The 13,490-nt window shown below is 44.3% G+C and carries 11 protein-coding genes; 9 read left to right on the top strand and 2 right to left on the bottom strand.

The features are described from left to right. Window positions 1–5: 5 nt before the first annotated feature. The 5 genes from OKC24_RS12060 (at window position 6) to OKC24_RS12080 (ending at window position 4,526) form a co-directional block, all read left to right on the top strand. Complete coding sequence (locus tag OKC24_RS12060; RefSeq protein ID WP_005011125.1) at window positions 6–1,055, top strand: beta-keto acid cleavage family enzyme; 1,050 nt, start codon at window positions 6–8, stop codon at window positions 1,053–1,055. 130 nt (window positions 1,056–1,185) lie between these two features. Continuing rightward, complete coding sequence (locus OKC24_RS12065) at window positions 1,186–2,529, top strand: MFS transporter (RefSeq protein ID WP_130144880.1); 1,344 nt, start codon at window positions 1,186–1,188, stop codon at window positions 2,527–2,529. Beyond that, window positions 2,526–3,182: a DsbA family oxidoreductase gene (locus OKC24_RS12070; RefSeq protein ID WP_265465323.1), complete on the top strand. Its 657-nt coding sequence runs from the start codon at window positions 2,526–2,528 to the stop codon at window positions 3,180–3,182. The genes OKC24_RS12065 and OKC24_RS12070 overlap by 4 nt, the downstream gene beginning before the upstream one ends. Beyond that, on the top strand, window positions 3,179–3,505 hold the full coding sequence (locus OKC24_RS12075; RefSeq protein WP_265465326.1) for a Rieske (2Fe-2S) protein: 327 nt from the start codon (window positions 3,179–3,181) through the stop codon (window positions 3,503–3,505). Before OKC24_RS12070 ends, OKC24_RS12075 begins: the two co-directional genes overlap by 4 nt. Further along, window positions 3,498–4,526, top strand: coding sequence for a YeiH family protein (locus tag OKC24_RS12080; protein WP_265465329.1), 1,029 nt, complete (start codon window positions 3,498–3,500; stop codon window positions 4,524–4,526). The genes OKC24_RS12075 and OKC24_RS12080 overlap by 8 nt, the downstream gene beginning before the upstream one ends. 137 nt (window positions 4,527–4,663) lie before the next feature. Here the strand turns inward: OKC24_RS12080 and OKC24_RS12085 are convergent, their stop codons facing one another. Beyond that, window positions 4,664–5,668 carry an AraC family transcriptional regulator gene (locus OKC24_RS12085; RefSeq protein ID WP_131276915.1) on the bottom strand — a complete coding sequence of 335 codons (1,005 nt, stop codon included), beginning with the start codon at window positions 5,666–5,668 and terminating at the stop codon, window positions 4,664–4,666. Between the two features lie 308 nt (window positions 5,669–5,976). After that, on the bottom strand, window positions 5,977–7,080 hold the full coding sequence (locus OKC24_RS12090; RefSeq protein ID WP_131276912.1) for an OmpW/AlkL family protein: 1,104 nt from the start codon (window positions 7,078–7,080) through the stop codon (window positions 5,977–5,979). 456 nt (window positions 7,081–7,536) lie between these two features. Here OKC24_RS12090 and OKC24_RS12095 point away from each other — a divergent pair, with 456 nt between their 5' ends. From OKC24_RS12095 to OKC24_RS12110, 4 genes are all read left to right on the top strand, one after another. Further along, window positions 7,537–8,124 (top strand): RBBP9/YdeN family alpha/beta hydrolase, encoded by a 588-nt coding sequence (locus OKC24_RS12095; RefSeq protein ID WP_130144868.1) that lies wholly within the window; start codon window positions 7,537–7,539, stop codon window positions 8,122–8,124. A gap of 270 nt (window positions 8,125–8,394) precedes the next feature. Then, window positions 8,395–10,230: a DUF1302 domain-containing protein gene (locus tag OKC24_RS12100; protein WP_265465336.1), complete on the top strand. Its 1,836-nt coding sequence runs from the start codon at window positions 8,395–8,397 to the stop codon at window positions 10,228–10,230. 194 nt (window positions 10,231–10,424) lie between these two features. Continuing rightward, on the top strand, window positions 10,425–11,450 hold the full coding sequence (locus tag OKC24_RS12105) for an AraC family transcriptional regulator (RefSeq protein ID WP_131276906.1): 1,026 nt from the start codon (window positions 10,425–10,427) through the stop codon (window positions 11,448–11,450). A gap of 328 nt (window positions 11,451–11,778) precedes the next feature. Further along, window positions 11,779–13,416 (top strand): long-chain-fatty-acid--CoA ligase, encoded by a 1,638-nt coding sequence (locus tag OKC24_RS12110; protein ID WP_130144862.1) that lies wholly within the window; start codon window positions 11,779–11,781, stop codon window positions 13,414–13,416. Window positions 13,417–13,490: the final 74 nt, after the last annotated feature.

A 13,490-nucleotide genomic window follows, 5' to 3' on the forward strand; every position in this document is an offset into this window, starting at 1 on the left:
TGCATATGCAATTCTTTGACGATTCTTTGCACCCGGAAAATATGGAAAAAGTGGTGATTACGGTTGCGCCATATGGCCCGGAATGGATGCCACAGGATTTTCCTGAAGATATTCCTGTCACGATGGAAGAGCAGATTCAAAAAGCCGTGGAATGCTATGACGCTGGGGCTTCTGTGCTGCATTTGCATGTGCGTGAACTGGATGGCAAAGGCTCAAAACGCTTATCAAAATTTAATGAGCTGATTGCAGGCGTGCGTAAAGCTGTACCTGACATGATTATTCAGGTGGGCGGTTCAATTTCTTTTGCGCCTGAAAGTGATGGTGAAGCTGCACTTTGGCTAAGCGATGACACCCGTCATAAATTGGCGGAACTTGATCCGAAACCTGACCAAGTGACTGTTGCCGTCAACACCACGCAAATGAATATTATGGAACTTCTGTATCCTGAGTATTTAAAAGGCACATCTTTAGAGCATCCTGCAATTCAGGCCGCTTACGCAGAAATGACGGTGCCGGCAGGCCCTGAATGGTTAATTGAGCATCTTAAGCGCTTAGCTGCAAATGGCATTCAGCCGCATTTCCAGCTGACGGGCATGCATGGCCTGGAAACCTTGGAGCGGCTGGTGCGCAAAGGCTTATATAAAGGCCCAATGAATATTACTTGGATTGGTATTGGCGGCGGTTTTGATGGTCCTAATCCGTTCAACTTCTTTAATTTCGTTCACCGTGTTCCTGATGGCTGCACCTTGACCTCTGAATCGCTGTTAAAGAATGTTTTGCCGCTGAATACCATTTCAATGGCAATGGGACTGCATGCGCGTGTGGGGAATGAAGACACGATTATTGATCATAAAGGTGAGCGTTTTTCCTCTGTTGAGCAAATCAAGCAAACCGTCCGTATTGCCCATGAATTAGGCCGTGAAGTGGCCAATGGTCAAGAAGCCCGTGAAATTTACCGTATTGGTGTACAGTACGGCAGCATTGAAGAAACATTGCTGGCCAATGGCATGGCACCAAACCGTAAACCGGGCCAAAAGGGCGTACCGCAGCGCTAGTCAAACTGACTTAAGCAAGAAGGATTTTTGAACTTGAGTCAGCAAAGAACGGAAGAATTAGGCTGCAGATGACTGCGTAATTCTTCCGCCGCTCAATCAAGAAGATAGAATAAAAATACAAGGAGGTTATATGGGTGCACATGAGTATTCTGCTCCTGCGACTGGCATAGATACATCTATCGGCATTCCCCGCCGTTATGCATGGATTGTTTTTGCGTTGACATTTGGCCTGCTGATTTCTGACTATATGTCCCGTCAGGTGCTGAATGCAGTCTTTCCATTGATCAAAAATGAGTGGGCGCTGACAGACAGCCAGCTGGGTTTACTCAGCGGCATTGTGGCCTTGATGGTTGGTTTACTGACATTGCCTTTATCGATTTTGGCAGACCGTTTCGGCAAAGTAAAAAGCTTAACGCTGATGGCTGTGTTATGGAGTTTAGCGACTTTAGGCTGTGCAATTGCAGAGAGCTATGAACATATGCTGTTTGCCCGTTTTTTAGTTGGTGTAGGTGAGGCGGCTTACGGCAGTGTGGGTATTGCCGTGGTGGTTGCAGTTTTCCCTCGGGATATGCGCGCAACTTTAGCAAGCTCATTTATGGCGGGCGGCGTGTTCGGCTCATTTTTAGGCATGGCGCTCGGCGGTGTGCTGGCTGAGCATTTGGGCTGGCGCTGGGCATTTGGCGGCATGGCAATATTTGGCCTGATACTGGCACTGTTATATCCAATTTTAGTGAAAGAAAAAAAAATTGGTTCAACTCAGAAAATATTAAATGCAAAGCAAAAAAATCCATCGGCAGCCAATCCGCTCAGAACGATCTATTCAAGCCGGTCTGTGGTCGCAACTTATATTGCCAGCGGCTTACAGCTGTTTGTTGGCGGTACGGTCATTGTTTGGTTCCCCAGCTATCTTAACCGCTATTACGGAATGGCGACGGATAAAGCGGGGGTCATGGCGGCAGTCATTATCTTAAGCAGTGCGGTAGGCACTATTTTGTGCGGCATGTTATGTGACCGCTTGGGTAAAGACCGTCCGGATCGCAAGGTCACACTGGCGATTGCATATTGCCTGCTTGGATGCCTGTTATTGATGATTGCATTTGCTATGCCGGCGGGCCATGCGCAATTAATCATGATTGCTATAGGCATGTTTATCGTCCTTGGCACGAATGGCCCTTCAAGCGCGATGGTTGCGAATTTGACGCATAATTCGGTGCACAGTACGGCATTTGCGACCTTAACATTGGCGAATAACTTCTTAGGTTTGGCTTTGGGGCCTTTAGTGGTGGGCAAACTGTCAGATGCCATTGGTTTGCACAATGCATTTCAAATCATGCCTGCGATGAGTATTGTGGCGGCGGCGGTATTCTTTTACGCCAAACGCCATTATTTACGTGATGTGGCACGCTTTCATCTTCAAGTGGCTGCAGAGCAGCATGCGTTTCCGAATCAGCCGGCTAAAACAGGTGACCAATGATGCAAGCCAAGATTAGTGTTGAAGTTTTTTTTGATTTTATCTGTCCTTGGTGCTTGATTGGAAAGCGTCAGCTGCACGCTGCGATTGAGAAATTGAAGCAAACCCATCCGCAGATACAAGTAGCGATAAAATGGCGCGGCGTTCAGCTGCTGCCGTCCATCCCTGTGGATGGCATACCGTTTAAAGCATTTTATTTGCAGCGCTTAGGTACGACCACTGCAGTGCGAATGCGGCAGGAGCAAGTGCGCCAGGCGGCTAAAGCAGTCGGTGTGGACATCGACTTTGAACGGATTCCGCGCATGCCGAATACAGCAAAGGCGCATAGCTTGCTCAGCAATGCACTCCAGTTGGCTGCTCCTAGCCAATACGACCTTCTGCTTGAAGGAATCTTTTCCGCTTATTTTCATCATTCTGAAAACATCTCAGATCCTGCCGTATTGCAGAAAATCGCAACGTATTGCGGTTATGCGGAAGCGCCGATTAAAGCGCTTTTGGATGAGCCGAATACCCCGTTTATTTCTGTAAATACCGGTGGAAAGGGCGTTCCTTATTTTGTGTTTGACGGGGCATTCGCTCTGGCTGGCGCACAGCCTGCCGAGATGCTCTATCAGGCCCTGCTTGAAGCATTTGAGGCGCAAGGAGCTGAAGTATGAAGAGCCGTTTTGAAGTGCCCCAAGGGAAAATCCCTGCATCAGGCGGCCGGACTTTTTTGCAAATTGGTGAGCAGTCGATTGCGCTCTTTAATGTAGAAAACCAACTGTATGCGATTAATGACAGCTGTCCTCATCAGGGCGCATCGCTATTTAGCGGAAAATTGCATGGTTGCATGATTCAGTGCTGCGCCCATGGCCTGCGATTTAATCTGGCGGATGGCTGCATGGTGAATTCCACGCTGCTGAAAGTGGCCACATATGCGGTAGAACAGGCGGGTGAGCAGGTTTGCATTGTGCTGGATTCTGGAGCGAAGCATGAATAATTCTAAGCAGATTGAATTAAACGCATTCTTGGCTTTAGGCCAGCGTATTCGAGAACTCGCTCCCGGTTTTTCAGTCAGCCTGGTGGTTGCCGCGGCAGCGACTTTTCTTTCAGAACATTATACCGCGCCGGTGATGCTGTTCGCACTGCTGCTCGGGATGGGATTAAGCTTTTTAGCCACGGACGGGCCGTGTAAAGTGGGTATTGAATTTACTGCGCGTACTGTGATGCGCATTGGCATCGCCTTTTTGGGGATGCGGATTACTTTAGAGCAAATTACCGCTTTAGGCTGGCAGCCGATTGTTTTAGTCATCACACTCATTATCGTGACCATTTCTGTCTCTGTGATTGCAGCAAAACTGATGGGTTTTCAGCGTTTATTCGGCATGTTGACGGGCGGCGCAACAGCAATTTGCGGCGCTTCAGCGGCATTAGCCTTGTCAGTGGCTTTACCCAATCATCCGCAAAAAGAAAAAGCCACATTGTTTACCGTGATAGGCGTATCCGCACTGTCAACTTTAGCGATGATTATTTACCCGATGATTGCCAAATGGCTGGAGCTGTCGCCGCAAGCCGCCGGTATTTTTTTAGGCGCCACCATTCATGATGTGGCGCAGGTTGTCGGCGCTGGCTACAGCATGTCTACGGAAACAGGGGACACGGCCACAGTTGTCAAGCTGATGCGTGTCGCGATGCTGTTGCCGGTCATTGTTTGCGCTGCCATGATCACACGGATACAGGGTGTGGAAAGTACTGGAAAACGTCCGCCGCTGCTGCCGTGGTTTGCAGTCGGCTTTTTATTGCTGGCCTGTATCAATAGCACAGGCTGGGTGCCGGTGATGGTGCAAGGCGGCGTCAATGAATTATCACGCTGGTGTTTAGTGATTTCCATCAGTGCATTAGGGATGAAAACTCAATTGAAAGAGCTGGCAACTGTAGGCATAAAACCTATTCTCTTGATGTTGGGCGAAAGTATTTTTCTAGTTTGTTTGGTATTAGCAGTGATGCATTGGCTGTTTTAAAAATGCTCGATTTCATTTTTTAGATTTATTTAGCCAAAAGGCCTTTGTTCAACAAAGGTCTTTTATTTTACAGGATAGCCAACGCTGTTCATGACGTCCAAGATGCTTATTGTTTTGCGTACAATTCATTTCAGGCATCAATATGCTTGTTGCCGCCAAGCCGTTGGAGAAATCCCAAATTGGCTAATAAACCATCGGGTAAATGAGCTTGGCATAGAATAGCCTAAAATGTCTGAGACTTGTCCCAACGAGTAGTTCATATTTTGCAGATAGCGGAAGACTAAAGCCCGACGCACATCGTTGGTTAAAATACTAAAACTGGTTTGAGATGCTTCTAATCTGCGCTGTAATGTCCGGACATTGATTCCATGTAAATGTGCTACTTGATCAATCGTGGCGCGACCCATCGGCAGCAATAAGTAGATGCTTTTACGGATATCAAAAATGATGGAAGATTCATTTTCATTTTGCAGCAGATCAATCTCAAGATAGCGCTTCGCATGATCGGCCATGGCTGTGTTGGCTTGTGGGTTGGCTTTATCCAGTTCAGCCGTGGTGCAGACAATACCGTTGAATTCGCTGCCAAACTCTAAAGAACAGCCGAAGATCCGCTGGTGAATAGCCAAATTTTGTGGTGCGTTATGAGTGAAATGTGCGCCCAGAGGACGCCACTTTTGCGAAAGCAGCATGGCACAAAAACGATGGGTCACACCCAAAGCTAATTCAATGGCTTGGCGGCTGTATTCGCTCGATGCGCCAACAACTTCCAAATGAATAATCACCGTATTCCCAGCTTCTTCGATATACATCTCAAGCGCATTGTTAATGAAATTTCTATACATAACAATTGTTTGTAATGCATCACGTAAAGTGTGCTGATAACTTAACAGCAGACTTAACTCACCAAAGTCGGCTATTTGGCGCTGTTCCGCCATAAGCAGCCCGAATACTTCGCAGCCGCTTATTTCAGCAGATTGTTCTAACAGCGCGATGGCTTTGTCGACAGGGATACGTTGTTTCGGGTCATTTAGCTGCGCAGGATTAAGTCCTGCATTAGAAAGCAAATAATAAGGATTGAAATTGAATTGTTGGCTAACATTCAAATAATTTTTGAGCACGGCCGTATGGGCAAGTGGAATCACTTTAAGCTCCCTATTTTTGCTTCAGTCGTCCTGACTGAACTTATTTTTAAGCAATATCCAGTACTATAAAAGTATCAGTTTTCGCACTTATATAATGCATTTTTTTGATTAAAATAGGCTTTATTTTATCAAGAAACCATTCAGATTTGAAAATGACTAATTCTTATATCAAATAAGAATTAGCCTTTAAACAAAATGCGGTGATTTGAGTCTCAAACGAGAGCATTTTCAGAGATTACTTTGGGGGGGGCCAAAGTGGCCAATCTGAGTTTGATGTTTCATATGAGAGGTTCAGTATTTTCTACCACTTAGAAACGATAGCCAACCCCGACATAAGTCACTAATGGGTCGAGATCAATTTTGGTGGTGGACTTAATTAATTGTCGGCCTGTAGATGTGTCAGTGACAGTCACAGTTGCGACGTTATTAAAGTTAGGCATATAGCTGAGTGAACCCGTACTAAACCAACGTTCGGTAAAGTCATAAGTAAAGCCTGCGGTTAGCACAGGTGCAAAGGCATCACTGGTTTTGACTTTCACCTCAGGGGTCGCTGTAGAGCTGCCTTTGCCGCCATGCAGTGCTTCACCTGCGCGGCCATTCAAAATATTATCAATCATGTAACCCGCTTGGATCAGATCTTCTTCAACACCGCCATTGAGCTTTAATTTATTGAAATGTCCATGCACCACGCCCGCGCCTACAAATGGGCGGAATTTATTTTTACCCGAAGTGCCGAAGTGGTATTTTGCTGTGACTGCAGGTGTCCACGCAGTTACTTCAGCCACCGTGCCATGCGCACCAAGGTCTGTAATTAAAGTGTCTTTGAGCAGCTCTAAACCATCAAAATAGGTGGGTGGAGAATATTGAGGTAAATGGGATGAATCAGAGGTCGATAAAGCCGTTGCACGAATTTCCCCCACACCTTTAATATCCACTTTCGGTGGAATGCCACCAACCAACTCTAAAGACACATTGTCATTGACAAAATAACTTAAAGTTAAGCCCAGCGTGTCGGTGTCTTCCGCTTCCATTCCACCTGCGGCGGTATAGTCCGAAATACCAGAAATATCAGCTCTAGCACCTTTCATAAGTAAATCTGGAACTTTAAAATTTGGATCTTTTTGCCCAGCTTTGACATATCGATCGAACATTAATCGGCCCATAGCATCCTTCAACTGGCCGCCATTGAGTGCATATTTTCCAAGATCCGCTCCCCATAAGGATCCGACACCATAGCTACCGCCTTCTTCAACAGCAGTGGTGACATGGGTGGAGTTGGCTTTCCCCTGAGGCATGACATGCATCCAACCTGCACTGACTGCCCAGCGTTTAAAGTTGGTAGAATCCGCATAAGCACAATTTACTGACAATAGGCATGCAAAAGGCACGACTATTTTACAGATTTGACTCATTTTAATTTCCTTTTCATTTGCTATTTTTTTTTTATGGTTTCAGCGGATCCTTTCTGAAACGCAAGCGTATTATTGAGTTAGTTATTTTTTTAAGCAATCGGCAAAATTTGAATAAAAACATGAAATGTGTTGCATAAATTAAACCATTTAATTTACAAAATTGATTGAAATCAAATANATTATTGAGTTAGTTATTTTTTTAAGCAATCGGCAAAATTTGAATAAAAACATGAAATGTGTTGCATAAATTAAACCATTTAATTTACAAAATTGATTGAAATCAAATACTTAAATTATTTATGGGGTGCATTCTAAAATGTTATAGATTTGATGATTTGTCATCAAATGATAAGCGAATGTCGCCCTATGTATATCGAAATGGCGACCATCCCTCTATGTTGGATACAACAATGCGCCGCATTGATTAAAAAGCATCAGGCTTAAATAGGTGTATCCATGGAAAAAATATTTACACAGGCAACAGTCCTCATTATTCCGGGTTTGCGCGACCATGTTGCTGCACATTGGCAAACATTGCTTGAGTCGAAACTCGTAAAAGTTCGTGCTGTCCCGCCAGCAGAAACGGACAAATTGAATTGCGCAAACCGCGTTGCACGCATTGAAGCCGAGCTGAAGAAAATTGAAGGGCCAGTGATTTTGGTGGCGCATAGCGCAGGTGTGTTGATGGCTGTGCATTGGGCTGCATTGCATCAGCATGATATTCAAGGGGCCTTGCTCGTTACACCACCTGACTTGGCGCAGAGTTGGCCTGAAAATTATCCAAGTCCTGATATTCTTAAAAACGAAGGCTGGAGTCCATTACCGACCCAAAAACTGCCATTTCCAAGCATTGTGGTGGCGAGTACCAATGATCATTTAGCGCAATATCAAGCCGTTGAAGCAATGGCAGAGATATGGGGCAGTCAGTTGGTCAATGCAGGTGCTGTAGGGCATTTGAACCCAGCTGCGGGTTTTGGCAATTGGCCACAGGCGGAGCAATTGATCTTGCAGTTGGATGCATTGGAAATAGAGCAAGTTTCTTAGTTGAGACACAGATTTCATCTTTGAATTTCAATCTCGAAAAATCAATCTATGCAAATGACCTAAAAACCAATTTGAACATTTTAAAACAGCTAATTTAAATCCCGAGCCAAAGGATGGCTTTACAGAATAAATAGAGATTTGGAGTGACGATGTTGAGTTTAAAGAAACATTCTTTGTGAAAGATAACGGTGTAATAGCCAGTAATCTTCAGTATTTGTATTGAAATAAAACACATTACTTAAAAATAAATCATATCGATATGGAGATGGTATGGTCAGTCAATTTGTGTCTTTAAACAGACAAAAGCATCATATTTTATTGATAAAAAAAACGGTTCTTTGTTTAAGCCTTGCTTTGGCAATCTCGGAGGTTTCAGCAGCGAGTTTTGATCTCAATGAAGAATGGAAGCTTGAAACCAAAACCGCACTTAGCTTAGGGACAAACTGGAGTACTCAAGAGGCGTCTAGTTCACTGGTCTATAAACCCGATGCAAACCATATTGGGAAAGAGGGCCATAGCATTGACATCAATGGTGATGACGGTCACGTGAACTTTAATGAAGGCGATGTGATTTCACAAGTGGTGAAAGGCTTTACCGAGCTGAATTTAAAAGGAAAACAGCAGGGCGCAGTGGTCAGTGCGAAGTATTGGTATGACCATGCTTATGAAACAGGTGAAGGCGATTTAAAAGCTTTTGATGATTCGGCGTGGCCTCGACTGGCGAAATTTAAAGGCATTGACCTTTGGGATGCCTATGTTTGGAAAAATTTTGCTTTAGATAATGGGCAAAGTGCCAATATTAAACTGGGCAAGCATACCTTGCAGTGGGGCAAGTCACAGTTCTTCCAAAATGGCCTCAATAGTGTCAGCGCTTTTGATTATGCTGCGATGAACCGTCCCGGCGGTGATGCACGAGAACGTGTGATTCCAACCGAAATGTTTTCCTTTGAAGCTGGGGTCAATGAACATTTAAAATTTGAAGGTTTCTATCAGTTTAAGTTTAGACCGTCTGTGGTCGATGGCTGCGGGACATTCTTTGCTATTTCAGACTTTGTGCCAGAAAACTGCGGGCCGATCGTCATTACTGTGATGCCGGGCGATAAACTTACCGATACGGCTTTAGAAAGCAAATCTTATATCCCGCGTAGTGAAAGCCGTTATGCCAAAAACAGCGGACAGTATGGTTTTTCCTTAAAGCAAACATTGTCCAAGTTAAACAATGCTGAATTCGGGCTGTATTTTGCAAATTATCATAATCGAACCGCGAATTTTGACGGGACGGCCGTCACTGCGGCAGGGCCAGCAAACTTTAGTACCGCGCAGTTTTTCTCGATTTATCCTGAAGACATCAAAATGTATGGACTTAGCTTGGCAGGCAAAGTTGGTACAACCTCTGTGTTTAGTGAATTAACGCATAAACCCAACCAGCCTTTGCAGTTTAATGGGACAGATATTGTCTATGCACAGGTCTTAGACAAAAATACGCCGCTGACCGATGCAGGAACATCGGCAGAGTTTGGGCAATATTTACAAGGTTATGCCCGTGCGCCCGTGACCCAGCTTTCACTCGGTGCAGGTAATAGTCTAACGAATATCCTCGGAGCCAATACCTTTACTTGGGCTGCCGAATTGGCGGTGAATCATATCGGTGAAATTGGCAATCACCGTTTTGGCCGTGTCGGTGCTTTTGGACGTAGTGAGTTGTCATCGGGTGCGTATGATCCAGAAACCAAAGCCAACCAATGTACCCCTTATGGAACGGCGCATCTGTCCAATGATGAAATTGACCGCTTAAATGAACGCTTCTGTAATACCGAAGGGTTTTTTACAGAATGGTCATACGGATACCGTTTGCGCGGTGCTTTAGTCTATAAAGATTTGCTGACTGCAACCGTGATTACCCCGAGTGTGCTGTTCCGTCATGATGTCGATGGCTTTAGCCAAAACTTTCAGGAAGGTCAAATGAGTGTTGCCGCAGCAGTCTCTGTGACATACCGCCAACGATATACTGCAGAAATGGCCTATACCAGTTTCTTTGGTTCAAATGACTTCAGCACCATCGATGACCGAGATTCTGCCTCGCTTGCATTCAAAGTGAATTTTTAAAAAGGCCTAGAATATTTGTTTCCAAGTAAAGATTCGGCTCATCTAAATCATGGTCTAAACAGACCATGATTCGTTGCATTTGCATTGGACAGCAATGCAAATTTTGAAAGCATATTTGAATGATTAAATATTCAAAATGAAGAGGGATATCAAGCCGTCATGTGCTGAATATATCGACACATATAGAGGGAACTATGCACAGCATCGATTTAATTAGACAGCCACAATCCAATCCTATTGGTATTTTGAACCTGATTGCCAACTATTTAGAAGAACACAGTTTCGATGCGCGTACTGTATTTGAACATTTTGGGATTCAGCGCGAAGATTTAAAGAACAATTTATTGCCGATTTCTCTACAAACACAGGGCAGTATTTTTCAAGCCGTTGAAGCATTAACGGGCTGTGATCATTTGGGTTTAGTCATTGGAAAAAAGGCCCAATTTTCAAATATTGGACCATTACGTTTTCTGGTGCTGAATGCCGCAACCATGCGGGATGCGATGCAGAGCCTCTTTCAATACGGCAGCATGTGGTACAGAGGGCAAAAGCTAGATTTGAAAGAAGATGATGGTTATGCACGTATTTGCATGCATATCGATGGCGGCATTCCCGGAAAAGAACAATATCAAACTGCGTATTTGGTTGCGATGGTGTCTATTATCGAGCTGATTTTGGGTAAATCTTGGCGTCCAGCCTTGGTGCGCATCTCTTACCCAAAGCCGAAGTGCGCGCATCTGTACGAAAAAGCATTTGGCTGTCCTGTGTGGTTTAGCCAGTCACAGCACGAAATTTTATTTCCGCAGGAACAGCTCGATCAAAAAAGAGCAGGGCATGACCGTCAGTTGGATCAATTTTTGCGTCAGCATTTGTCTGAACTGCAAAGCCATGATCGTATTGATCTGATTGGTCAGATTTGTAAAATCATTGAGGAATTATTGCCGCACCGAAGCTGTAATGTCGAACGTGTGGCTGAATATTTTTCAATTCACCGTTTTACTTTGTACCGTTATTTGAATAAACATCAGACCAGTTTCGACGCTTTGCTTGAAGCCACGCGCAAGAAAATTGCAGCGGAGCTGCTTAAAAATAAAAATCTGATGATTATTGATGTGGCAAATCAAGTCGGCTATGACGACCAAGCCAATTTCACCCGCGCATTTAAACGCTGGTACGGCATAACTCCGGGACGCTGGCGCCGTGCCTATATCGCGGCATAAATTGACTGGTATTTTATTTCCGCTTTTACGCCACGCTTTTATTTCAATACATCTGCGGTCAAATCACTCTATATTTTTGTGTTTTAAAATCGCATTTTATGGGGAATATAAAATATGAATGAGTTATTTTTTTAATTAAATCAATAAAAACAATAGATTGATAATTAGTGAAAGTTTTTCATCCCGATGTGACGAAATGACAAAAAATATCTTCTAAATGACAAAAATAGAAAAATAAAAGTGGGTAATTTAAGAATAAATGACAGCTGAAGAGCAGTCGATGGATATGAATAAATTAGTCTAAACAATGTGAATAGGGATGTTTCAGATGATCGGAAATATGATGTTTCAGCCGCTGCTGATCAGCAGCCTTATTGAGCATGCTGCGCTGTATCATGCAGATACAGCAATTATCTCTAAAAATACAGATGGCTCCATGACCGAAACGGCTTGGGGACAAATTGCCAAAAATTCTAAGCGTTTTGCCAATGTTTTGCAGTCTTTGGGTTTAACCGTGAGTGACCGGGTTGCTACGATTGCGTGGAATAACCATCGTCATTTAGAAAGCTGGTATGGCATCTCAGGCAGCGGCTTAGTCTGTCATACCATTAATCCAAGGCTTTTTCCTGAACAGCATAAATATATTGTGAATGATGCCAATGACAAAGTTCTGATTTTCGATAAAACATTCTTGAATTTAGTGCTTTCTATTAAAGATGCGATTCCGTATGTTGAGCATTTCATTTGCCTTGATGCCTATGATGAAGACATTTTACAGGCCTTTCCTGAAGTGCTGTTCTATGACGACTTAATTACACAGCACAGTGAGCATTTTGAATGGCCTGAATTGGATGAGACTAAGGCCAGCTCACTCTGCTACACCTCGGGCACAACGGGGAATCCAAAAGGCGTTTTATACAGCCATCGCTCGACAGTACTGCATAGCTATGCAGCCAGTCTGCCGGACTCATTCCATTTTTCAGCCCAAGACCGCATATTGCCTGTCGTTCCCATGTTTCATGTCAATGCGTGGGGAACGCCATATTCCGCTGCAATGGTCGGCTGCAGCATGGTGTTGCCAGGGCCAATGCTGGATGGCGAAAGTTTAGTGCAACTGATTGATCAATATAAAGTCACCAATGCATTGGGGGTGCCGACGATTTGGCAAGGCTTATTAAAGGCGGCCTATCAGTCCGGCAGTAAACTTGAAAGTTTAGTCCGCAACGTGGTGGGCGGCGCAGCTTGTCCGCCGAATATGCTGAAAGCATTTAAAGACGATTTTCAATGCGAAACCATCCATGCGTGGGGCATGACCGAAACCAGCCCTTTAGGCGCAGTCAATCAGCTGAAAGCAAAGCATGCCGCGCTGGCTGAGTCAGAAAAATTTAAACTCCGATTTGCACAGGGCCGTCCGCCTTATGGTGTCAGCCTGCGTGTCTGCCAAGAAGAAAAAGGCACAGCTGAATCTGCGCGTGACGGACAGTTGCCGGGCCATTTGCAAATTAAAGGTCACTGGATTGTTGAATCCTATTTTGATCAGTTTAATCATGCTTTAACGCAAGATGGCTGGTTTGATACGGGTGATATTGCAACCTTAGATCAGGACGGCTATATGCAAATCAGCGACCGATCTAAAGACCTGATCAAATCAGGCGGTGAGTGGATTTCATCGGTTGAGCTGGAAAATATTGCCATCGCCCATCCTGAACTGGATATGGTTGCTGTTATAGCTGCAGCACATCCCAAATGGGATGAAAGGCCGATTTTAATTGCAAAAAAATCTGCTGCAAGCAGCTTATCCGAAGCAGAAATCTTAGACTTCTATGCAAATAAAATTGCGAAATGGCAAATTCCAGACAAAGTGGTTTTTGTTGATGCAATGCCTGTCGGCGGTACAGGAAAAATTCTGAAAAAAGATTTGCGTGAAGCGTACGGTTCAATTTTATTGGCTGCTGTTCCTGCTTAACTTTTTATTTCATTCACCTCGGATATTCATGGAAAGGAATATGACACAACAAACGTCTGCAGGCTTAAGATTTA

The organism is Acinetobacter entericus (genome assembly GCF_026168575.1).
GTDB classification, from domain to species: Bacteria; Pseudomonadota; Gammaproteobacteria; order Pseudomonadales; family Moraxellaceae; genus Acinetobacter; species Acinetobacter bouvetii.

What these genes read in the sequence shown, in the direction of transcription:
- OKC24_RS12060 (WP_005011125.1), top strand. Translation starts at nt 6, where the DNA reads ATGCAATTCTTTGACGATTCTTTGCACCCGGAAAATATGGAAAAAGTG.
- OKC24_RS12065 (WP_130144880.1), top strand. Translation starts at nt 1,186, where the DNA reads ATGGGTGCACATGAGTATTCTGCTCCTGCGACTGGCATAGATACATCT.
- OKC24_RS12070 (WP_265465323.1), top strand. Translation starts at nt 2,526, where the DNA reads ATGATGCAAGCCAAGATTAGTGTTGAAGTTTTTTTTGATTTTATCTGT.
- OKC24_RS12075 (WP_265465326.1), top strand. Translation starts at nt 3,179, where the DNA reads ATGAAGAGCCGTTTTGAAGTGCCCCAAGGGAAAATCCCTGCATCAGGC.
- OKC24_RS12080 (WP_265465329.1), top strand. Translation starts at nt 3,498, where the DNA reads ATGAATAATTCTAAGCAGATTGAATTAAACGCATTCTTGGCTTTAGGC.
- OKC24_RS12090 (WP_131276912.1), bottom strand. Translation starts at nt 7,080, where the DNA reads ATGAGTCAAATCTGTAAAATAGTCGTGCCTTTTGCATGCCTATTGTCA.
- OKC24_RS12095 (WP_130144868.1), top strand. Translation starts at nt 7,537, where the DNA reads ATGGAAAAAATATTTACACAGGCAACAGTCCTCATTATTCCGGGTTTG.
- OKC24_RS12100 (WP_265465336.1), top strand. Translation starts at nt 8,395, where the DNA reads ATGGTCAGTCAATTTGTGTCTTTAAACAGACAAAAGCATCATATTTTA.
- OKC24_RS12105 (WP_131276906.1), top strand. Translation starts at nt 10,425, where the DNA reads ATGCACAGCATCGATTTAATTAGACAGCCACAATCCAATCCTATTGGT.
- OKC24_RS12110 (WP_130144862.1), top strand. Translation starts at nt 11,779, where the DNA reads ATGATCGGAAATATGATGTTTCAGCCGCTGCTGATCAGCAGCCTTATT.